Annotated in this window: 20 protein-coding genes; 18 read left to right on the top strand and 2 right to left on the bottom strand. The window is 63.6% G+C overall.

The genetic code is table 11. The features are described from left to right. Positions 1–8 precede the first annotated feature (8 nt). The 17 genes from ASE71_RS02835 to ASE71_RS02915 all read left to right on the top strand — a co-directional run bounded on the left by ASE71_RS02835 (position 9) and on the right by ASE71_RS02915 (position 19,598). Positions 9–992: an ABC transporter permease gene (locus ASE71_RS02835; RefSeq protein ID WP_034789647.1), complete on the top strand. Its 984-nt coding sequence runs from the start codon at positions 9–11 to the stop codon at positions 990–992. After that, entirely contained in the window at positions 989–1,891 is a 903-nt protein-coding gene (locus ASE71_RS02840) for an ABC transporter permease (protein ID WP_034789645.1), read from the top strand. The genes ASE71_RS02835 and ASE71_RS02840 overlap by 4 nt, the downstream gene beginning before the upstream one ends. Then, on the top strand, positions 1,888–2,703 hold the full coding sequence (locus ASE71_RS02845; protein ID WP_060519302.1) for an ABC transporter ATP-binding protein: 816 nt from the start codon (positions 1,888–1,890) through the stop codon (positions 2,701–2,703). The genes ASE71_RS02840 and ASE71_RS02845 overlap by 4 nt, the downstream gene beginning before the upstream one ends. Further along, complete coding sequence (locus ASE71_RS02850) at positions 2,700–3,641, top strand: ABC transporter ATP-binding protein (RefSeq protein WP_060519304.1); 942 nt, start codon at positions 2,700–2,702, stop codon at positions 3,639–3,641. Before ASE71_RS02845 ends, ASE71_RS02850 begins: the two co-directional genes overlap by 4 nt. Before the next feature lie 87 nt (positions 3,642–3,728). Further along, positions 3,729–5,753, top strand: a complete 2,025-nt coding sequence (locus ASE71_RS02855) for a beta-N-acetylhexosaminidase (protein ID WP_060519306.1) — start codon at positions 3,729–3,731, stop codon at positions 5,751–5,753. Between the two features lie 256 nt (positions 5,754–6,009). Next, on the top strand, positions 6,010–6,888 hold the full coding sequence (locus tag ASE71_RS02860) for a LysR substrate-binding domain-containing protein (RefSeq protein WP_090297042.1): 879 nt from the start codon (positions 6,010–6,012) through the stop codon (positions 6,886–6,888). Positions 6,889–7,082: 194 nt separating this feature from the next. Then, positions 7,083–8,507, top strand: a complete 1,425-nt coding sequence (gene aldA, locus ASE71_RS02865) for an aldehyde dehydrogenase (protein ID WP_060519311.1) — start codon at positions 7,083–7,085, stop codon at positions 8,505–8,507. Positions 8,508–8,614: 107 nt separating this feature from the next. Then, entirely contained in the window at positions 8,615–9,892 is a 1,278-nt protein-coding gene (locus tag ASE71_RS02870; protein ID WP_200949915.1) for an MFS transporter, read from the top strand. Between the two features lie 5 nt (positions 9,893–9,897). After that, on the top strand, positions 9,898–11,115 hold the full coding sequence (locus ASE71_RS02875) for a mandelate racemase/muconate lactonizing enzyme family protein (RefSeq protein ID WP_034789633.1): 1,218 nt from the start codon (positions 9,898–9,900) through the stop codon (positions 11,113–11,115). A 21-nt stretch (positions 11,116–11,136) separates the two neighbouring features. After that, positions 11,137–12,750, top strand: coding sequence for a GMC family oxidoreductase (locus ASE71_RS02880; protein ID WP_060519375.1), 1,614 nt, complete (start codon positions 11,137–11,139; stop codon positions 12,748–12,750). Positions 12,751–12,992: 242 nt separating this feature from the next. After that, on the top strand, positions 12,993–14,732 hold the full coding sequence (ggt, locus tag ASE71_RS02885; RefSeq protein ID WP_060519315.1) for a gamma-glutamyltransferase: 1,740 nt from the start codon (positions 12,993–12,995) through the stop codon (positions 14,730–14,732). 207 nt (positions 14,733–14,939) lie between these two features. Further along, a complete protein-coding gene (locus ASE71_RS02890; protein WP_034789629.1) occupies positions 14,940–15,296 on the top strand; it encodes an SPW repeat protein in 357 nt (118 codons plus the stop codon). A gap of 679 nt (positions 15,297–15,975) precedes the next feature. After that, positions 15,976–17,109, top strand: coding sequence for a YdcF family protein (locus ASE71_RS02895; protein WP_082566249.1), 1,134 nt, complete (start codon positions 15,976–15,978; stop codon positions 17,107–17,109). 235 nt (positions 17,110–17,344) lie between these two features. Then, positions 17,345–18,055, top strand: coding sequence for a 7-cyano-7-deazaguanine synthase QueC (queC, locus tag ASE71_RS02900; RefSeq protein ID WP_060519319.1), 711 nt, complete (start codon positions 17,345–17,347; stop codon positions 18,053–18,055). Beyond that, a complete protein-coding gene (gene queD, locus ASE71_RS02905; RefSeq protein WP_060519321.1) occupies positions 18,055–18,411 on the top strand; it encodes a 6-carboxytetrahydropterin synthase QueD in 357 nt (118 codons plus the stop codon). Before queC ends, queD begins: the two co-directional genes overlap by 1 nt. Next, positions 18,408–19,145, top strand: a complete 738-nt coding sequence (gene queE, locus ASE71_RS02910) for a 7-carboxy-7-deazaguanine synthase QueE (RefSeq protein ID WP_060519323.1) — start codon at positions 18,408–18,410, stop codon at positions 19,143–19,145. Before queD ends, queE begins: the two co-directional genes overlap by 4 nt. A 102-nt stretch (positions 19,146–19,247) precedes the next feature. Then, positions 19,248–19,598: a DUF488 domain-containing protein gene (locus ASE71_RS02915; RefSeq protein ID WP_060519325.1), complete on the top strand. Its 351-nt coding sequence runs from the start codon at positions 19,248–19,250 to the stop codon at positions 19,596–19,598. A 19-nt stretch (positions 19,599–19,617) separates the two neighbouring features. Here the strand turns inward: ASE71_RS02915 and ASE71_RS02920 are convergent, their stop codons facing one another. Then, complete coding sequence (locus ASE71_RS02920) at positions 19,618–20,463, bottom strand: arylamine N-acetyltransferase family protein (RefSeq protein WP_060519327.1); 846 nt, start codon at positions 20,461–20,463, stop codon at positions 19,618–19,620. A gap of 2 nt (positions 20,464–20,465) precedes the next feature. After that, on the bottom strand, positions 20,466–21,632 hold the full coding sequence (locus ASE71_RS02925) for a serine hydrolase domain-containing protein (protein ID WP_060519329.1): 1,167 nt from the start codon (positions 21,630–21,632) through the stop codon (positions 20,466–20,468). Between the two features lie 198 nt (positions 21,633–21,830). Here ASE71_RS02925 and ASE71_RS02930 point away from each other — a divergent pair, with 198 nt between their 5' ends. After that, positions 21,831–22,646 carry an SDR family NAD(P)-dependent oxidoreductase gene (locus tag ASE71_RS02930; protein ID WP_060519331.1) on the top strand — a complete coding sequence of 272 codons (816 nt, stop codon included), beginning with the start codon at positions 21,831–21,833 and terminating at the stop codon, positions 22,644–22,646. Positions 22,647–22,649 lie beyond the last annotated feature (3 nt).

Below are 22,649 nucleotides of genomic sequence, written 5' to 3' on the forward strand. Positions count from 1 at the left end.
TTCCAGCGATGCGACTTTCCCGTCGACGGCTTACCGTCTACTGCGTGGCGTTCCTCTTCGCGATCGTCATGAACTTCGCGGTTCCCCGGCTGATGCCGGGGTCCCCCGTCGACAGCATGATCGCCCAACTCGGACCGCGGGCAACGCCCGCGGCCATCGAGGCGATCAAGGCGCGTTTCGGTGCGATCGAGCAACCGATCTGGCAGCAGTTCGTCGACTATGTCGTCGGGCTCGCCCATTTCGATCTCGGCGTCTCGGTCAAGTATTATCCGCAGACGGTGCTTGAAGTTCTCGGCCGCTCGGCCGGGTGGACGGCGTTTCTCGTGGTCACCGCCATAACCTTCTCTCTTTGCATCGGTGTGCTGCTCGGCGCCGTCGCCGCCTGGCGCCGTGGCGGGCGTTTCGACAGTTTCGTCTCGCCGTTCTCGGTGGTGCTGATTGCCGTTCCGCCCGTCATCATCGCGCTTGCGACGCTTTTCACTTTCGGCGTGACGCTCCGGCTGCTGCCGGTCGGCTACGCCTATGATCCGAGCCTCGACCCGGGGCTCAACTTCACCTTCTTCGGCAGCGTCTTCCTGCATGCGATCATGCCGGTGCTGACGCTCTCGCCCTATCTGATTGGCGAGTTTCAGACGACGATGCGCTCCAGCATGATCTCGGTGCTCGGTGAGGACTACGTCACCATGGGGCGAGCCAAGGGCCTCTCGGAAGCAGCCGTCATGTTCGGCTACGCGGCGCGCAACGCCATGCTGCCGGTGCTCACCAACCTGGCGCTGATGCTGGGGGCGGTCTTTGGCGGCTCGATCGTGACCGAGATCGTCTTCAACTATCCGGGTCTCGGACTGACGCTCTATACGGCAAGCGTTGCCCGCGACTATCCCGTGATCCAGGGGCAACTGCTGCTGATGACGATCGCCACGCTCGGCGCCAATCTTCTGGTCGACATCATCTATGGCGTGGTCGATCCGCGCATAAGGGAGGGCAGGGCATGAATGCGGGCGTCTCCTTGTTCTGGCGGCAGAAGAAAGCCGTCGCCGGCCTTGTCATCATTCTCACGCTCTGCCTGATGGCGCTGTTCGCGCCGGTTCTAGCACCGGGTGATCCGAGCGAGCGTGTCGGTCGTTCGCATCAGCCACCAACCGTCGAGCATGTCTTCGGCACCACGAAGATGGGCCGCGACGTCTTCTCGCAATTCGTCTGGGGTGCCAGGCCGTCGCTTGCCGTCGGCTTTGCCACCGGCCTTGCGATTACCGCGCTCGGCACCATCGTCGGCCTCGTCGCCGGTTACTTCGGCGGCCGCACGGATGCGACGCTTGATCTCGCCACCAATGCCGTCCTTGTCATACCGAATATTCCGCTGCTGATCCTGCTTGCGTCTTTTGCCGGCACGGTCGGGCCGATGGCGATCATGGCGATCATCGCGCTCACCTCGTGGCCCTGGGGCGCGCGCATGACGCGGTCGCAGACCATGGCGCTCCGGCAGCGTGAATTCGTGGTGGCGGCGCGCATGGTCGGCGAGCCGCATTGGCGGGTGATCTTCGTCGAGATCCTGCCCAATCTGGTGCCGCTGATCGGCATCAACGTGGTCGGCAGCATCATCTATGCGATCGTCGCGCAGACGACGCTCGAATATCTCGGCTTCGGCGATCCGCTCCGGGTGACCTGGGGCACCATGCTCTACAATGCGCAAAACTCCTCGGCGATCATCGTCGGCGCCTGGTGGGACATCGCCGTTCCGGCCGCGGGCATCGCGCTCGTCGGTCTTGGTCTCGCGCTCATCAACTTCACCTTCGACGAGATCGCCAATCCGCAGCTTCGCTCCGGTCCGGCGCTCAGCCGCTGGCTGCGTCTCACGCGGCTGCGCCGTCGCGAACTGGAGGCGGCCCGATGAGCGATGCACTCCTGGAAATCCGCAACCTGAACGTCGATTACCTGCTTGACGACGGCGCTTTCCGCGCGGTTAACGATGTCTCCTTCGAGGTGCGCCGCGGCGAACTCTTCGGCCTTGCCGGCGAATCCGGCTGCGGCAAGAGCACGATCGCCTATGCGATCACGCGGCTGTCAAAACCGCCGGCCTGGGTCGCCGGCGGCGAGATCCTGCTCGATGGTCAAAACCTCCTGAAGATGCCGGAAGCGTCGCTGCAGAACGTGCGCTGGCGGCGGATCGGCATGGTGTTCCAGAGCGCAATGAACTCGCTCAACCCGCTGATGCGGGTCGAGGCGCAGTTTTTCGACGTCTTGCGCAAGCACACCGGCGCGACCAGGCCGCAGGCCCGTGCACGGGCCGAGGAGATGTTCCGGCTCGTTGGAATCCCGATCAACCGCCTCGACGACTATCCGCACCAGTTCAGCGGCGGCATGCGCCAGCGCATCGTTATCGCAATCTGCCTGGCGCTGAAGCCGGAACTGATCATCATGGACGAGCCGACGACGGCGCTCGACGTCGTCGTGCAGCGGGAAATCCTGGAGCAACTCGTCGACCTGCAGCGCAACCTCGGTTTTTCGGTGCTGTTCATCACCCACGACCTGCACCTGATGGCGCAGCTCTGCCATCGCATCGGTGTTATGCTCAAAGGGCAATTGGTCGAGGTCGGCGACACGCAGCAGATCAGCCGTGCGCCGGAACACGACTACACGCGGAAACTCTGGGGCGCGATCCCGCAACTGCCCTCATCCGTCCGCAGCCTGGGGGTCGTCGAATGAACGTAATGCCGCTAACGACGACCATGGCTGATGAAGACGACGCGATCGTGCGCCTCAAGGACATCAGGCGCAGCTTCGGTACCGTCGAGGCTTTGCGCGGCATTTCGCTTGCCTTAAAGCCCGGCCGGGCGCTGGCGCTCGTCGGCGAATCCGGTTGCGGCAAGACCACCTGCGCCCGCATCGTCGCGCGGCTCGATGCGCCGACATCGGGGACGATGGCGTTTCGCGGCGCCGACGTTACCCAGGCCGGAGGAAGGGCCGACGAAAAGACGCGTCGGCGGGCGATCCAGATGGTGTTTCAGGATCCCTTCGCCTCACTCAACCCGGTGTTCTCCGTCTACCATCACCTCGCGCGTCCACTGCTTTTGCATGGTCACGCCAAGAACGGGGGCGAGGCGAAAGCTGCCGTCGCGCGTCTGCTCGCCGATGTCGGTCTGGACGCGGATGTGACGGCACGAAAGTTTCCGCACGAACTGTCCGGTGGCCAGCGCCAGCGCGTCAACATTGCCCGGGCGCTTGCGGTCGGGCCGGATGTGCTCGTTGCCGACGAGCCGACATCGATGCTCGACGTGTCGATCCGCCTCGACATCCTGGAACTGCTCGCGCGCATCAAGCGCGAGCGGAACCTCGCCATGCTCTACATCACCCACGATTTAGCCACGGCCGCCCACATCGCCGAGGAGGTCGTGGTGATGTTTGCCGGGCAGATGGTCGAGTGGGGCGAGACCAGCGCCGTCATCGGCAATCCCCGCCATCCCTATACGCAACTGCTTCTTTCCGCGGTCCCCGACCCCGATCGCCCCTTTGTGCCAGGGCAAAGCGCCCGCTTCCTTGCCCATGCCGACGACGTGCGGCGAAAGAGCCGTCCGGCCTCCGACAACGTGGAAGAAGTTACCGTGAATTACTTCGTCCGTGCCCTTGGCCAAATGCCGACGTGAGCTATGTGAACCGAGGACCCGCATTCCCCAAGAAACGCGCTGGCCCCCGGGGCGGCCGCAGAGACCAATCACTCATGGAGCCATTTGATGACGTTTGCCGCCAAATCTGACTATCTTCTGGAAACGCTCTGGGTGCCCGTCGGCACCGCCGACAGGTCGGTCTATGCGCTGACGCTCACCAACAATTCGGACCGGCCGATCAAGGGCTTTCGCCTCGGCGTCTCGGGCCCGGCGCGCATCGATCCTGCCGCTGAGGTCGAGGGCGGGCAGCTTCTGGTCCGGCTCTCCAACTATGCGGAATTCGCGCCGCCGGAAGGTTTTGAGCTGAAGCCCGGCGCGACCTGGACGCTCAAGGCTCACGGCATGAGCTTCGAGCCGCGCCACTGGACCGATGGCGCCAACGCCGCCTTCCTCGTCCTGTCCGATGGCACGAATGCGCCGGTTGCCGTGCTTGCCTCGCGGGCGCACGGTGACAACGCCGAGCTGAAGCGTGGCGCCGCCGTCTATCCAGTGCCGAAAGTGGCCCCGGTGCCAGTCTCGATCGTGCCGTGGCCGCAAGCGGTTGCGGTCTCCGGTCAGCTATTGGCACCTCCGGGCCTCGATCTGAAGGCCGAAGGCAGTGAAGCGTCCGCCGCGGCGAAGGCGTTTGCCGATCTCACGGCCAGCCTGTTTCCGGTCGAGGGCCTTGTCCGGCCGGCGGCGGAGGGCGGTTTCCCGGTCGAATTGTCAAAGGCGTCGCACCTTGGTCCGGAGGCCTACACGATCCGTTTCTCGCCTGCCGGCGTCGCCATTTCGGGCGGTAGCCAGACGGGTATTCTCTACGGCCTGATCACGCTCGGCCAGGTCCTGCGCGGGGCGCGGTCGCATCCGGGCACCTTCGTGTTTCCGACGGGCGGGGAGATCAAGGACGAGCCGGCGCTCGCCTGGCGCGGCACCCATCTCGACGTCGCCCGGCAGTTTTATAGCACCGCGGAGGTCGAGCGCTTCCTGCAACTGATGGCCTGGAACAAACTCAACCGTTTCCACTGGCACCTGACCGACGACGAGGCCTGGCGCGTGGAGATTGACGCCTATCCGGCGCTCACCGAAATCGGCGCCTGGCGCGGCCATGGCCGCAAGATCCCGCCGCTGCTCGGCTCGGGTCCTGAACCGACCGGCGGCTACTACACCAAGGCGGCGGTTCGTCAGATCGTAGCGCTTGCCGCCAGCCTCGGCATCGAGGTGATGCCGGAAATCGACATCCCCGGCCATTCCTATGCGATGCTGCAGGCAATCCCGGAACTGCGCGATCCCGAGGAAAAGGGAAGCTATCATTCGGTCCAGGGCTTCCCGGACAACTGCCTGAACCCGGCGCGCGAAGAGACCTATCGCGTGCTGGAAGTCATCTTCGACGAGTTGATCGAACTCTTCCCGATGCGGGCGATTCATGTCGGCGCCGACGAGGTGCCGCTTGGTGCTTGGTCCGGCTCGCCGGAAGCGCTCACGCGGCTTCGTGCACTTGCCGGTGACGAGGTGGCCGAAACCCACGCCAAGCGCCTGAACGTCGTCACCAACACCCATGGCGCCGACGAGATCGACGGTTCGGTTGCGGCGGTGCTGCAGGGCGAGTTCCTGGCGCGTGTCCAGGCGTTCCTGGCGAGCCGAAATTGCGTTACCGGCGGTTGGCAGGAGGCGGCCCACGGCAACGTCATCGACAAGGCGAAGTCGTTGCTCTTCGGTTGGCGCACGGTCGAGGCGTCGGCCGCGCTTGCCGAGGAAGGTTACGACATCGTCGTCTGCCCGGGCCAAGTCTACTATCTCGACATGGCCAACAGCCCGGCCTGGTCGGAGCCCGGCGGCAGCTGGGCCGGCTGGTCAGACCCGGAAAAGCTCTACACATTTGACCCGGTCGAAGGCTGGACCGACGCACAGAAAAAGCACCTGCTCGGCGTGCAGTGCTGCATCTGGTCCGAACCGATGACCGACCGCGCCGTCTTCGACCGGCTCGTCTTCCCGCGGCTTTCGGCGCTCGCCGAAACCGGATGGACGCGACCCGAACGTAAGTCCTTCAAGCGCTTCGAGGCGCTGGTCGGGCTGATGCCGGTGCTCTACGGCTTTTATGCTGCGGAGTAGGCGCGGTTAAGTTTCCAGTTTTCGTCTGGGCTTGGCCAGGCGATGGATTGGATGGGCAAACGGCGGCGAGAGCCGCCGTTCGTCGTTCGGAGCTAGCCAGGCTTGCGCTTCCGCTTTGCTGGATACGATTTGGATTTTCGTGCTTGTGCGCCGGAGCGTGACACGCAAAGGTGCGCATCGATCCCGCGACGACCCGCGGGATGCAGCGTTTCCTGAGGCCAAGTTATCGATGCGAAGACTTCCTGGATTGTCGGCGATGAAGGTCTTCGAAGTGGTCGGGCAGACCCGCAGCTTCACGCGGGCGGCCGAGCGGCTCAACCTCACGCAAAGCGCGGTCAGCCGCCAGGTTCGCAACCTCGAGGATGAGCTTGGCGAAGACCTGCTCATCCGTCGCCACCACCATCTCGAGCTGACGCCGGCCGGTGCCGAACTGCTGGCGACGATCCAGGAAGCGTTCCATAGCATCGAGGTTTCGCTGCGCAGCATCACCGAGAAGAGCAACCAGAACCGCTTGCGGATCAACGTTCCGCCGACCTTTGCCAAGCGCTGGCTGCTGCCGCGTCTGCCGCGGCTGCGCGTGGCCCTGCCCGACGTCGATATCAGCCTCAGCACCGAAGCCACGGACACGCTTGCCGAGCGCGGTCTTCTCGACTGCGCCATCCGCTTCGGCGATGGCGAGTGGCCGATGCTGGATGCCAGCATCCTGATGACGGAGCGGCATGTGGTCGTCTGTGCGCCATCACTGCTCGAAGGGGTGAAAGTCGAGGGTCCGACGGACCTGCAGCGCTTTACCTTCCTGCACGTGCTCGCTTCACCCGACCGGCGTTATCTGACCTGGCGCCATTGGCTGGATGCAGCCGGGTTCCAGGATGTCGATACCCGCGGCGGGCTAGAGTTCGACCTGCTCGATCTGGCGATCGAAGCGGCCTGTGCGGGCCTCGGCGTCACCGTTGCCGATCGTTCGATGGTTCGCAATCAGCTTGAGACCGGGCAGCTCGTGCAGCTTTTCGACGTCGAGGTCGAGGGGCATGAATCCTACTGGTTCGTCACGCGGCCCCAGGCCGGAAACGACCGCAAGGTCGACGCGTTCCGTGCCTGGCTGCTTACGGAAGTTTCGGCCGACCGGGCTGCCTGAGCCAAGCATTCCATTTTGGAATGCTCTCGCTGAAAATTACTCGCTTGTGCCTCCGGCTCTATCGTCGCAACAGTTTCGTGACGGTCTCGGTCGGGAGAGAGACGGGCCGTCGCTCATTGTGCTCTCTCCCGCGCAGTCCGCTTGTCCTGCGCGCCTTTGGCGCCCGGAGCCGCGGCCAACACATCCGAGATGCCATGAGCCCCTATCGCAATTTTTCCGGCGGTCGTTTCATCGAAAGCACGTCTGCGGTGACGATCGACGTCCGTAATCCGGCGACAGGCCAGGTCTTCACATCGGTGCCGGCAGCAACGGATGAGGAAGCAACAGCGGCGGTCGAGGCAGCCATGAAGGCGCAACGCGCCTGGGCGGCACTGCCGGCCATCCAGCGTGGCGATGCGCTGCGTCGACTGGCGACGGTGCTGGAAAGCCGGGCTGAGACCATCGGCGCTGCCCTGGCGAAAGAGTCGGGCAAGAGCCTCGCCGACGCGACCGCGGAAGTCATCTACGGCGCCGAACTGATGCGCTACCACGCCGAATGGGCGCGCCGCATCGAGGGCGAAGTGATCGAGAGCGACAATCCCGGTGAAACGCTGCTCTTGAAGCGCGTTCCGATCGGCGTCGTTGCCGGGCTGATCCCGTTCAACTATCCGATCTACACACTGGTGCGCAAAATCGCCCCGGCGCTGATTGCAGGAAACGCCGTTGTCGTACGGCCGAGCAACAATACGCCGACATCCGCCTTCGTTTTTGCCGAAGCGATCGTCGAGGCCGGCCTGCCGGAAGGTCTCGTCAACATCCTCACGATGTCGCATGACGTCGCGAAGACGCTCTGCACCCATCCCGGCGTCGGCATGATCACGCTGACCGGCAGCGTTTCGGCCGGCCGCATCGTGCTCGACTACTGCAAGGAAAACATCGCCAAGCCCTCTCTCGAACTCGGCGGCAAGACCCCCGTCATCGTCGAGCCGGATGCGGATCTCGATGCTGTGGCACAGGCGATCATCGCCGCCAAGACCGCCCATTGCGGCCAGGTCTGCACCAGTGCCGAGCGGCTCTATGTACACGAAAGCGTGCATGACACGCTGCTCGCCAAGCTGCGCGAAGGTTTCGCTGCCCGCGCCTTCGGCGACCGCGCAGAGGATGCGACCCGCATGGGCCCGCTCGCCAACGCCGCCGCGCAGAAACGCGTGCATGAAATGGTCGAGCAGGCGCGGGCGGAAGGCGGAACGGTCGAGACCGGCGGTTACCTGCCGGAAGGACCGGGCTACTTCTATCCGCCGACGCTGATTTCCGGCTGCCGCCAGGAGATGGAGATCGTGCGCGAGGAGGTCTTCGGGCCTGTTCTCGCGGTGATCCGCTACTCGACCTTCGAGGAAGCGCTGGCGCTGGCGAGCGACCATCAGTTCGGCCTGAGCTCGGTACTCTTCACCGAGAACTATCGCACCGTCATGCGCACCAGCGACGCCATCGAGGCCGGCGAACTCTACGTCAACCGTTTCCCGGCGGACCCCTATCAGGGCTTCCACGCCGGTTGGAAACGCTCGGGCCTCGGCGGCGACGACGGCAAGCACGGGATGCTGGAATTCACCCAGACGCGCCTCGTCGTCCTGAAACACTGATCATTTGAAATGACGCAATTCCGGACGGGAACCGGAATTGTTCGGACATCAACATCAAGACCGGGCCGATGGCATGCTCCCGCCATCGGTCGGGGAGGAGACTACCCTTGAGCTCAATTTCCGAAACAGAAATCGCTGCGCCGTCCGTGTCGGCCCGCAGCCGTTACCTGCAACTGGCGCTGATCGTGATCGCCGCCGGCGCGATCTATCCGATCCTCTACCTGCGCCAGTCCTACCAGACGACGATGCTGGAGGTGCTTAAGCTTACCAACACCGAGCTTGGCGTTCTCTATTCCATTCTCGGCACCAGCTTCCTGGTCGGCTACCTGCCGAGCGGCTGGCTCGCCGACCGCGTCCAGCCGCGCATCCTGATCCTCGTTTCCATGGTCGGCACGGGACTGCTCGGCCTCTGGTATGCGACGCTGCCCGGCTACTCATCGCTTCTCGTTATCTATTGCGGCTTCGGCGTCACGACGGGCCTGACGTTCTGGGCGGCGACGCTGAAGCAGGTGAACCTGATCGCCGGCGCCAATGAGCAGGGACGCTTCTTCGGCATTCTCGACGGCGGCCGTGGCCTGGTCGAGGCGCTGCTTGCCAGCGTCGCCATCGCGCTCTTCGTCTTCACGACGGAAACGCGCGGTGCCGGGCTTGCCATGGGTTTCCGTGATGTCGTGCTGCTCTATGCCGTTTTCTGCATCGTCGTCGGCATCGCCTATTTCGCCGTGTCGCAGCCCGTCGCTGTCGAGAAAGGCGCGCGCAAGCGCGAAGGCAACCTGCTTGCCGACATCAAGACGCTGCTCCGTATCCCCGAGGTCTGGCTCGTCGCCGCCATCATCTTCTGCGGCTATCACGTGTTCCTCGCGACCTACAGCTTCTCGGCCTATCTGCAGGAAGGCGGCTTCGGCATTTCCGCCGCCATGGCCGGCCTGATCGTCACGATCAAGCTCTGGCTGCGCCCGGTCGGGGGCATCGGCGGCGGCCTGCTCGGCGACCGCTTTGGCAAGACCGCGATCCTGCTCCTGAGTTTCATCGTGGCAGCCGCCAGCCTCGTGGCGATGATCGCCCTGCCGGGCATCGGCTCGACGGTCCTCTTCGTCGGGCTGGTGCTGCTCGTCGGCCTCATCACCTATACGATCCGTGGCCTCTACTGGGCGATCCTCGACGATTGCCACGTGCCGGCCAACATCACCGGCCTTGCGATCGGCATCATCTCGCTCGTCGGCTACGCGCCCGACACCTACCTGCCGCTCGTCAACGGATACCTCTCAGACCGTTATCCGGGCATCGCCGGCTACCAGTTCTATTTCGGCTACATCGCCGCCATCTGCGTCCTCGGCGCCATCGCCACCCTGGTGCTGATGGCCCGCCTCAAGAAAAAGGGATGACACAAATGAAGATCGCGTCTCTCAAGACCTATGCCGTCGCCGTCCCGCCGCCGCATGTGGGCGGAATGTACTGGATCTTCGTGCGCCTCACGACCGCCTGCGGCATCGAGGGCATCGGCGAGATCTACGCGACCTCGTTCCATCCAAAGGCGCTGACGCCGCTGATCGAAGACGTCTTCGAGCGGCATCTGCTCGGCCATGATCCGCACCAGATCGAGCGCTTCTGGCGCTCGGCCTATTCGAGCGGCTTCACCCAGCGCCCCGACCCGACGATGATGGGCATCGTCTCGGGTCTCGAAATCGCCTGCTGGGATATCATCGGCAAGGCCGCCGGCCGGCCCGTCGCGGACCTGCTCGGCGGCACCGTGCACGAGAAGCTCCGCGCCTACACCTATCTCTACCCGAAGAACGCGGCTGGAGAGTTCGACTTCAACGATCCGGATCTCGCCGCCGGATGCGCCGTCGAAATGGTCGAGATGGGCTTCACCGCCGTCAAGTTCGACCCGGCCGGTCCCTACACCAACTATTCCGGCCACCAGCTTTCGCTCGGCGTGATGGACCGCTCGGAGGAATTCTGCCGCAAGATCCGTGACGCCGTTGGAAGCAGCGCCGATCTGCTCTTCGGCACGCACGGCCAGATGGTGCCGTCCTCGGCGATCCGGCTGGCGCGGCGTCTCGAAAAATACGACCCGCTCTGGTTCGAAGAACCGGTTCCTCCCGGACAGGAAGCGGCGATGGCAGAGGTGGCGCGCGCGACCTCGATCCCGATTTCGACCGGCGAGCGCCTGACGACCAAGTACGAGTTCCAGCGCGTCCTCGAACTGAAGGCTGCCTCGATCCTGCAGATGAACGTCGCACGCGTCGGCGGGCTTCTCGAAGCGAAGAAGATCGCCGGCATGGCAGAAGCCTATTACGCCCAGATCGCCCCGCATCTCTATAACGGCCCGGTCGGGGCTGCGGCCAGTATCCAGCTGTCAGCTGCGTCGCCGAACTTCCTCATCCATGAGGCGATCCTCGATTTCAGCGGATTTCATGCGGATGTGCTGAAGACCAAGCTCGCCGTCGAGGATGGCTACATCATCCCGTCGCGCGAGCCTGGCCTTGGCATCGAGCTCAACATGGACGTCGTCGAAAAGCACACGCCGTACACCGGCGAGCGCCTGCACCTGCAGATGGACAGCCGGCCGGCGGACGTGAAGGCCTTCGCGCCGGCACGCGGATAACTCCGACTATAGGACATGCAGATGATCTACGACTACATCATCGTCGGCGCCGGGTCGGCCGGCTGCATTCTTGCGAGCCGGCTCAGCGAAAATGGTCGCCACAGGGTGCTTTTGATCGAGGCTGGCGGCAACGACAATTCCTTCTGGTTCAAGATCCCGGTCGGCTACGCCCGCAGCTACTACAATCCCCAGGTCAACTGGATGTATTCGAGCGAGCCGGAGGCCGAGCTTCAGGATCGCAGCATCTACGTGCCGCGTGGCAAGGTCCAGGGCGGATCCGGCTCGATCAATGCGATGATCTATGTGCGTGGCGCGCGCGACGACTTCGACGACTGGAAAAACGCCGGCAATACGGGCTGGGGCTATGACGATGTCCTGCCCTATTTCCGCCGGCTCGAAACCCATGCGCGCGGATCGTCCGAATGGCACGGCGGCGAAGGCCCGATCCACATCACCCCGATGCGCGGCATGACGCACCCGATCACCGACGCTTTCCTCGAAAGCTGCGGATCGTTGCAGCTGCCGCTGAACGAGGATTTCAACGGCGCCTCGATCGAGGGCGCCGGCGTCTACGACGTCAACACCAACAACGGCCGCCGCTCGCATTCGAGCGCGGAGTATCTGAGGCCCGCCCTCAAGCGTCCCAATCTCACGATCGAACGCTACGCGCAGGCAGAAAAGCTGGTCTTCGGCGAAGACGGACGCGTGACCGGTGTCGATGTCATCCAGAATGGGACGCGGCGTCGCTTCACGGCGGGGCGCGAGGTCATCCTGGCCGCCGGTGCGGTCGGTAGCCCGCAGCTGCTGCAGGTCTCGGGCATTGGCGACGGCAAGCAGCTGTCGTTGCTCGGGGTCGAAACGCGCCGGCATCTGCCGTCGGTCGGCTTGAACCTGCAGGATCATCTCTGCGCCAGCTTCTATTATCGCGCGACGATCCCGACGCTCAACGACGAGTTCGGCAGTCTGTTCGGCCAGATGCGTCTCGGTCTGCAGTATCTCTTGACCGGCAAAGGACCGTTCTCGATGAGCGTCAACCAGGCGGGCGGTTTCTTCCGCGGCCGGCCCGACGAAGAGCGGCCGAACATCCAGCTCTATTTCAACCCGCTCTCCTACCGCATCCCGACGGATCCGAAGGCCGGGCTGAAGCCGGAGCCCTATCCCGGCTACCTGATCTGCTTCAATTCCTGCCGGCCGACGAGCCGCGGCAGCATCTCGATTGCGTCCGGCGACCCCTCGGTGAAACCGCTGATCCGGCCGAACTACCTGACGACCGATCGCGACATCGACGAAGTGCTGCAGGGAAGCCGGCTTGTCCGCCGGATCGCGTCGGCCTCGGCACTCTCATCGTTGACGGCGGAAGAGATTTCGCCGGCGCCGCGCGTGGAAAGCGACGAAGCGCTGATGGACTATTTCCGCGAAAACTCCGGCTCGATCTACCATCTTTGCGGCACCTGCGCGATGGGGCCGGAGCAGGAGAGTTCGGTGGTCGACAGCCGCCTGAAGGTTCACGGCGTGCCCGGTCTCCGCGTCGTCGACGCCTCGATCTTCCCCAACATCACCGCGGGCAACATCAACGCGCCGACGATGATGGTTGCGGAGAAAGGTGCCGATCTGATCCTTGCCGATGCCGCCTGAGCGGCACGGCTTTTCTGTCGACTGGGGGACCCGACGCAGTGGCCGGTCAGGCGTAGGGGTGTCGTGGAACGTCAGGCGTGATTTGCCATCGTCGATTGAGCGTGACTATACTTCCCGCACTTCATAGCCGTCCATATCAGGTGCTTGCCCCTACCGAACGATCGTTGCCACCGCGCTCGACGCGGCGAGACCACGGTCATTGAAATCTGGCAATGCGCCGCGAGCCTGCGAGGGAGAGACGCATGCCGAGTTTCCGCTTGAAGACCCTGTCGATTACGTTGCTCTTTGCATCGAGCCTGACGCCCTGGGCGGTGCAGGCGGCTTCACCCGAGCCCGTGAAGGCGGAGCACGGCATGGTGGTCACCGCCCAGCACCTGGCATCCGATATCGGTGTTGCCGTGCTGAAAAGCGGTGGCAATGCCGTGGATGCAGCCGTTGCCGTCGGCTATGCGCTTGCCGTCACCTATCCGACCGCCGGCAATATCGGCGGCGGCGGTTTCATGACCATCCGCTTCAAGGACGGCAAGACGACGTTCCTCGATTTCCGCGAGCGGGCGCCTCAAGCCGCGACCAAGACCATGTACCTCGACGCCAAGGGCAATGTCGTCGACGGCCTGAGTACCGAGGGCTATCTCGCCGTCGGCGTTCCCGGTCCGGTCCTGGGCTTCGAAATGGCGCGCAGCCGCTATGGCACCAAGCCGCTTGCCGAATTGATCGCTCCGGCGATCGCGCTTGCCAAAGACGGCTTCGTGCTGGAGCAGGGCGATATCGATTCCTTCGAGGGCGAAACGGACAGGCTCGCCAAGGACCCGGCCGCGGCCGCGATCTTCCTGAAGGACGGCAAGCCGTTCGTCGCCGGCGAGAAGCTGATCCAGGCCGATCTTGCCGCATCGCTTTCGAGCATCGCCGAGAAGGGCACCGACGCCTTCTACAAGGGCGCGATCGCCGACCAGATCGTCAAGGCGAGCGCGGAGAAAGGCGGCGTGCTCGTCAAGGCAGATTTCGAGCGCTACGCCGTGCGCGAACTGGAGCCGGTCAAGTGCAACTACCGCGGCTATGACATCGTCTCCTCGCCGCCGCCATCCTCCGGTGGCGTGATCATCTGCGAAATCCTCAACGTTCTCGAAGGCTACCCCATTTCCTACATGGGCTATGGCGCCGCCGACACCGTGCATGTGATGATCGAGGCCATGCGCCACGCCTATGTCGACCGCAACACGTCGCTCGGCGATCCTGATTTCGTCGAGAACCCCGTCGCCAAGCTCACCGACAAGGCCTATGCCAAGGACATCCGCGACAAGATCGATCCGTTCCGCGCCGGCGTTTCCGCCACGCTGATCCCCAAGGGTTTCGGCGAAAGCAAGGAGACGACGCACTATTCGATCATCGACGACGAGGGCAATGCGGTTGCCGTCACCTATACGCTGAACGGCTCCTTCGGCGCCGGCGTCGTGGCGCCCGGAACCGGCATCCTGCTCAACAACGAGATGGATGATTTCACCGCCAAGCCAGGCGTGCCCAATCTCTACGGTCTGGTGCAGGGCGAGGCCAATGCGATCGCGCCCGGAAAGACGCCGCTGTCATCGATGAGCCCGACGATCATCTCCAAGGACGGCAAGCCCTTCATGGTGATCGGCAGCCCCGGCGGTGCACGCATCATCACCATCACGCTCGAAGCGATACTCAACGTCATCGACCACGGCATGAACATCCAGGAAGCGGTCGACGCGCCGCGCGTCCATCACCAGTGGCTGCCGGACAAGGTGTTCATGGAGCCCTATGCGCTCTCGCCAGATACCCGCAAGCTGCTGTCGGCCATGGGCCACAATGTCCAGATCGATGAAAGCTGGACGATCTGGGGACAGGCGACCGGCATCCTCGTCGGCGGCGAGAGCCTTTCGGACATCGAGGCCGGCGGCGGCGCCCGCTACAATGGCGCAGTCGACAGCCGCATCGGCGCGGGTGCTGCGCGCGGTTACTAGACGCACGCGAAGCGGCGCAAAGCTGCGCCCTCGACACCCATTCAGAGCGGCGGATCGTCGGTTCGCCGCCTGATTTCGCGCATGCGACCACCGCGTGCTCACGCGAAAAAGATTTGAAAGCGGTTCCGGTTGAATTTATTATGTTTTCAGAGCGTGCGACCGCACGCGATCGTACGCTTTGGCCAAGCTTCATTCGTGGAGGTTGTCATGGCACTGATGGAAGGAAAGAAAGCACAGGACTGGATCAATCTGGTTCTTGCCGTCTGCCTGTTCGTCTCTCCCTGGATCATGGGTTTCGTTGTCGAAAGCGTTCCGGCCTGGAACGCTTGGGGCGCCGGCGTCGTGCTCGGCGTTCTGGCTATCGCGACGCTTGCCATGTTTGCGGAATGGGAAGAATGGGCAAGCCTCATCGTCGGGCTCTGGCTGATCGCTTCACCCTGGCTGCTCGGTTTCTCGACCAGTCCCAACCCCATGTGGACGCATGTCGTCCTTGGGGTGTTGGTGACCGCGCTCGCGATCTGGGCCGTCTGGGACGAACGGCAGCATCCGCATGCACATGCATGACGATGAGTAGAGAAGATTGCGGCCCGGCGCCGCAGCGCCGGGCCGCAATCAGTTTGCATCATTCGTTGCAATTTTGCGTTTGCGGCTGGCCGGATCGAGAGCGAAATCTGAAAAACCGTGCGGAACCGTCCTCTTCGGATTTGCGTGAGTTCAAAGGTCAGATCCCTTCGAACAATCCAAACGGGCCAGCGCATCGATTCACCTTACGGTGTCTTCGACAGCGCGGCGCGCAACGACCGCCACGAACTCCCGAGCTCCGGAGTAGGTTTTCGGCTACCCATCGGCAGCGAGATCGTTGAAGCAGGCTTTGCTCTTGCCGAACCATGGAAATCACTGCCGGCAAGCCAATGTTCATGACGTCCTGGTCATTCAGCGATTGCGCACGCACGCTGCGCGGGCGATGGCGTGCAATTGGATAATACCAATATAACGCCAATCAGCGACTGTTTCGGAACGTGAACGCAACTTGTATGCGCTATCTGTAAGAAATGTAACACGAATTATTCCGGCTTCAGTCGCCATTACGGATAGTTGCGCCGCCGCGATCTGGACAGGTGGTCATGTTTTGGTATTTCTAATACTGGCCGCAAGGAGATGGGCCAAATCGGAAGTGAATACGGAACGCTATCGGCCCGAGGGCGAGCAAGCCGGCGGGCAACCGGAAAACTGGGAGATTTAAATGAAGCCGAGTTCCATTTTTGCCCCGTTGGGGTCGACCGTGACAGCATCGGGCACCCCGCGTTCGGTGAAGGCGGGTAGCGCACGGCGCCGCCTCCTTGGACTGTTGACAGCGACAGCGTGTCTCATTTCAGCGGTTCCAGCCGGCGCCTTCGACCAGGCAAACGCTGCCCGTATAAAACAGCTGGTCGACACCGGCATGCAGTATTACTGGTCGGGCGGCGACGTCAAAAAGGCGGAAGCCGAAGTCTTCAAGGGCATTACGCTGCATGGCAAATATGATGTCGTGGAGGAAGCCTTCAAGGAAGCGTCGACGCTCGCGCCTGAGCGGTTGGATTTCCAATATGCCGTTGCTGCGACCCAGATCATCCAGAAGAAGCTCGACGACGCGCAGGCGACCTTCCAGAGCATCCTCAGCAAGGACCCGACCGCTTTTGATGCGCAAAGCTGGCTTGAGGCAATTGCCCGCATCCGTGGCGATGAGACCGGCGCGGCGCTTGCCCACCAGGCTCTGGCCGGTCTCGATCGCGAGCGAGCGGAAGAGTATCGCAAGCGGTTTGTTCGCGCAGAACAGATCATGGCTGAAAAGCCGAACTTCGACGTCCCGACTGTGCCAGGCAAAGTCGTGATCGTCGCGCTGGGCTACGCGCTCGCCGATGACGGCAAGGCGCAGCAAACCTTGCTCGATCGTCTCGAGGTGACGTTGAAGGTCGCCGAGGCCAACCCGACAGCGCTCGTCATGGTGAGTGGCGGCGTGCCGAAAAATGGCGTTACGGAAGGTGACGTCATGTCCAAGTGGCTGGTCGACAAAGGTATCAGTCGCGATCGCATCATGATTGAGGACAAGTCGAAAGATACGATCGGCAATGTGATCAATGCCGCCAATCTCCTGGTGCGGCATCAGGCCGACACGGTAATCCTGGTGACCAGTTCGAGCCACATGCGCCGCGCGCGCACGGTCATGGAGGATGCCTTGAAGCAGCGCGACCTGCCATCGGCAGTGGTGCCGCTGAATGCACTGGACGCGCCAACCCAGGATGAAGCGGCAAAGGTCGGGGCGGACGAGCGGCTGGTCATCTACCGTGATCTGATGCGGGTTTCGGGCGTATGGGCCTATCCGGGGCTGCAGCAGTAGTCATCGGAACACCCCCGAAAAGGCCTGAAGCTTGCGCGTCCCACCCTTGCACTTAAGGGTGGGACGCATGCGTTTCTGGCTCGGTTTGAGAATGCGCCGGTCGCGTGTATGGCACGCAGGAAGAGGCTGCGTTCTCCCGCACTTCAACATAATGCTTCCCATCCGTCCTGCTTTGCCCTAGAAGGCGCGCCGTAATCCGGTCGCAGCCTACCCGGTCAAAACAAGGACACCTATCATGAAGACAATCGTCATCTGCTCCGGCGGATTGGACTCGGTATCGCTTGCCCACAAGGTCGCAGCCGAGCACGAACTCATTGGCCTGCTCTCCTTCGATTACGGCCAGCGACACCGTAAGGAGCTGGACTTTGCCGCCGCCTGTGCCAAGCGGCTCGGCGTTCCGCATCAGGTCATCGACATCAGCGCGATCGGCGCCCATCTCACCGGATCGGCATTGACGGACGATGTCGACGTGCCCGACGGCCACTACGCCGAGGAAACGATGAAAGCGACGGTGGTTCCGAACCGCAACGCCATCATGCTCGCCATCGGCTTCGGGTTGGCAGCGGCGCAGAAGGCGGATGCGGTGGCCGTCGCCGTGCATGGCGGCGACCATTTCATCTATCCCGACTGCCGTCCCGGCTTCATCGACGCGTTTCAGGCGATGCAGAACCACGCGCTCGACGGCTACGCCGACATCACGCTCTACGCGCCCTATGTGACGATTTCGAAGGCGGATATCGTCACCGACGGCGCGAGCCATCAGACGCCCTTCGAAGCGACCTGGTCCTGCTACAAGGGCGGCGCGCGCCATTGCGGGCGCTGCGGCACCTGCGTCGAGCGGCGCGAGGCCTTCCATCTGGCCGGCGTTGCGGATCCGACCGACTACGAAGATCCGGATTTCTGGGTGGCGGCGACGTCGGCCTTTGCGGCCGAGGAGGTGAAGTGATGTTCCGGATCACCAAGGAATTCCATTTCTCCGCCTCGCATCAGTTGAAGAGCCTGCCGGCAGACCATCAATGTGCGCGGCTGCACGGCCACAACTACATCGTCGAAGTCGAGCTTGCCGGCGCGGAGCTCAACGAGCACGGCTTCGTGCGCGACTATCACGAGCTTTCGCCACTGAAGCGCTACATCGACGAGAGTTTCGATCACCGCCATCTGAACGACGTTCTCGGCCACGACCGGGTGACGGCCGAATGTCTGGCGAAGCACTTTTACGACTGGTGCAAGGCGAGGCTGCCGGAAACCTCCGCCGTGCGTGTCAGCGAGACGCCGAAGACCTGGGCAGAATACCGGCCATGAGCGGGCCCGGCGAAACGCGCATCCGTGTCAGCGAAATCTTCGGGCCGACGATCCAGGGCGAGGGCATCCTGATCGGGCTTCCGACCGTGTTCGTGCGAACCGGCGGCTGCGACTATCGCTGCAGTTGGTGCGACACGCTGCACGCGGTCGACAGCGAGTATCGCGACCAATGGCTGCCGATGGGCGTCGAAGAGATCTGGAGCGAGGTCGTCACGCTCTCCGGTGGCAAGCCGCTGACGGTCTCGCTTTCCGGCGGCAATCCGGCGATCCAGCCGCTGGCGCCCCTGATCGCCCGCGGGAAAGCCGATGGCTATCGCTTCGCGCTGGAAACGCAGGGCAGCATCGCCAAGGACTGGTTTGCGGACCTCGACGCGCTGGTGCTGAGCCCGAAGCCGCCGTCGAGCGGCATGGAAACGGACTGGCGGGCCTTCGACGACTGTCTTCGAATGGCAGCGGATGGGCCGCAGGTGGCGCTGAAGATCGTCGTTTTCGACGAGCGCGACTATGCCTATGCCCGGGATACGGCGGCCCGGTACCCCCATCTGCCGCTCTACCTGCAGCCTGGCAACCATACGCCTCCACCCCCTGACGACGACGACGCCAAAGTCGACATCGACGGCATCATCGATCGCATGCTCTGGCTTGTCGGCAAGGTGACGGAAGATCGTTGGTTCGAGGCCCGCGTCCTGCCGCAGCTGCACGTCCTGCTCTGGGGCAACAGGCGCGGGGTGTAGGCGGCAGGCGCCCCCTTACCGCTTGCCGGCAAGCGCCTTCGCGCTTGGATCGCCAATCGGCGGCAGCTATGGTCCTCAAATCAAGACCAATGAGGGGCGTTCATGCAGCTGAAGACGAAACGTGTCTATGAGCCGAGGGCCGATGGCGACGGGATGCGCGTCCTCGTCGATCGCCTCTGGCCGCGCGGTTTGACCAAGGCGGAAGCCGCGGTCGATCTCTGGCTGAAGGACATAGCGCCGACCACGGAGCTGCGCCGCTGGTTCCATGCGGATGAAGGCACGTGGGAAGAGTTTCGCGAGCGCTACCTTGCCGAGCTCGACGGCAATCCGGAGGCAGTTGACCTGTTGCGACAGCGCATTGCTAAGGGCCCGGTGACTTTGCTTTACAGCGTGAAGGATGAGGCCCGCAATCATGCGGAGATCCTCAAAGGCTACATCCTCACCCATCGATAGACGAGGCGCCGGGTTCACGTCATGTCGTTGGAATGGATGCCTCGAATGCGCCGCCGGCGCGCGCAGCGACCCGACGCCAGTCGCCGTCGAGGGGTAATCCGAAGACGTTGATAAGGGCAGATTCGATTGCCGGTGCATCGAATTCTTGGCGCGTCACGGTGCCGTTCCTGTCACGGATCGTCAGCCGGTTTCCGAGCAGGATGTTACGTGTCTCCTCGGTGGTCAACGTCACCAGCAGGGTCTGTCGGAAAAGCGAATGCGGATCCGTGTATGTCGCGATGTTTGCGATCCGATACGCGTCCTCTCCACAAATGCTCGGCGATACCTCGTAGACCGGTACCCAGTCACGACCAAGTAATGCCTCCAGCACGTAGCCATCGAGCGTTTGGCTGAGACGGAACGGCTCATGCCGCGTCGGTTGCGGCGTGGTCCGGTCGAAACGCAGCGGCGCGGTCGGCACGCAACTGCCGAAGCCGACATCGACCAGATAGCCGACATCGTTCACGAAGACGCGGAGCGCCATGTGCGACCAGGCCGGCGGCGGCGCGCCCGGGGCGCGCATCCACAGGACGCGGGCGATCAAGGGATCCACCCGGTAGCCGAGCGACGTGAGCACGCGCTGCAACAGGCCGTTCTGCTCGAAGCAATAGCCGCCACGCCGGCGGTCGATGAGCTTGGCGTCGACCGCCGCCGGCGAAAGGTCGATCCGACGGCCGAGAAGCACGTCGATGGCCTCGAAGGGGATCGACGCGGCATGGCGGGCGACGATCCTGCCAAGCGTTGTGAGATCGGGCGAGAGCGGCCCGACATGACCGATGCGGGCGAAGTAGCGGCCGAGGTCGACGGGAAATGGGGCGTTCCGCATGGCTAGAGGCTCCGATAGATGGCGTCGCGAAGATCGTCCGGGAAGCGTCCGTTCATGCCCTCAAAAGCGGTGTTGGTGAGCGCAACGACTGTCAGGCCGCGGGCCGGGTCGATGAACCACTTGTGCCCGTAGGCGCCGTCCCATTGCAGCGTGCCGCGCGACTGCGGTGTTCCCGCCATCTCGGGTTCGACAAGCACGGCGCCGCCGAAACCGAACTCCCACCCGGCGCCGGCGGCCAATCCGCCCGTCCTTGCCTGAATGTCGAACATCGAGCGGGTGCTGGCGGCGTCGAGCACCGGCGAGTGTCCGGTCCTGAGGCTTTCGAGAAGGCGGATCACGTCGCCGGCCGTGCCTGCCATGCCGGCTCCTCCGGAGGGAAAGGCTCGAGGATTGAAGATCCGGCCGGGCGAGAGGCGTACGGGATTGCCAAAGAAGGGGACCGCGTCGTCGCCAACGAGCCGCCGTGGCCGCGGCGAGGCATCGCCATAGTGGACCACGAGCTTGCGTTTATCGGTCACGGAAAAGGCGGTGTCGTTCATCCCCATCGGGCGTGTGACGAGCGTAGCAATCGCCTCCGGCAGCTTTGATCCCGTCGCCTCTTCGATAACGGCGCCAAGCACGTCGAGGCTCATCGAATAGCCCCAGCCGTGTCCGGGCGGATAGGATAACGGAATGGCGGTGAGCTTGCCGATGAGGGCGGTGAGATCATCGTCGGTGTCGTCGAGGCCGCTGCTGATGGCGTGCCGGCGATAAGGGCCGTCGCCTCGCTCCATGAACACGTAGCTCAAACCGGCACTGTGCGTCAGGAGTTGGCGGAGGGTTATCCGAGGCTCGCTGCCGTCCGGCAGCTGCGGCCTGAACGCGGGAAGCCATTCCGACACGATATCGTCGAGACCGATGGTGCCGCTTTGCGCCAGGTTGAGAGCGGCGACCGTGACGATCGGCTTTGCGACCGAGGAGAGCAGGAAGATGCTGTCCTCGGTCATCGGCCGGTCGGTCTCGCGGTCCGCAAGCCCGGCGGCATGTCGGTAGCCGGGCTCGCCGTCGATAAGGATCTCGACGACTGTGCCGACGATGCGCTGTTCATCCAGGGCTTCCGCGATCACCCGGTCGAGTTCGGCCTTCAGCCGCGTTCTGCGCTCCGATCTTCCTTGTCTTGTCGCATCCATGATCGTCTCCTGTGCTTCTCGAAACTGCGGCCCGGTCGACGCTTCAGGGCGAAATTCGGGCTCCCGGACAAAGGCAAAGCCCGTTCGCAGCGAAAGTCGATCGTCTGTTCCCGTATGGGAGGCATACGCGCCTGCACGAGGCAGCCGTCGCCGTCCGGCGCTAGAAACGGTGCGACAACGTCAGATGGAGTCGGGTTGATGAACACAAACAATCTGGGATTTGCAGGCAAAGTCGCCTTAGTCGCAGGCGCCAGCAAGGGTATCGGCGCGGCCGCCGCCCGCGCCTTTGCGCAGGCCGGCGCATCCGTTGTCCTTCTTTCCCGCTCGCAGCCGGCGGTCGAGGCGTTGGCGGTTTCCATCCGTGAGGCGGGCGGTGACGCACTGGCGATCGCTGCCGATGTCGGCGACGAGAGTGCCATGAAGCAGGCGCTTGCAAGTGTGATGCAGCACTATGGCCGGCTCGACGCCGCCTTCAACAATGCGACGGATGGAACCATGCCGGCCCCGCTTGCCGATCTCGATATCGAAGGGTTCGATCGCGGCATCCGCACCAACATTCGCGGCACCTTTCTCGGCATGCGTTACCAGATCGAGGCGATGGCGAGGGGCGGTGGCGGTGCGATCGTCAACATGGCGTCGGTTGCCGGCATCAACGGCACCTCCGGGCTTTCCGCCTATGTCAGTGCGAAGGCCGGGATCATCGGGCTGAGCAAGGCTGCGGCGCTGGACTATGCCGACCAGGGCATCCGGATCAATGTCGTTGCGCCCGGGCCGATCCTCACCCACCATCTCGAGGCCGCCGGCGCGGACATCCAGCGGCACGCAGCACTTTCGACGCCGATGCGCCGGCTTGGCCGGATGGAGGAGGTGGCCGCAAGTGTCCTCTGGCTCTGTTCCGATGCGGCGAGTTACATCACCGGCGTGGTGCTGCCGATCGACGGGGGCATGACGGCGGGCACGAAAGTGCCTATGAATTACCGTCGAGGCGAGCCGCCTCGGTCGGCTGAACCCTGAGGT

The sequence above is a fragment of the Ensifer sp. Root954 genome, from assembly GCF_001429005.1.
Classification (GTDB): Bacteria; Pseudomonadota; Alphaproteobacteria; order Rhizobiales; family Rhizobiaceae; genus Ensifer; species Ensifer adhaerens.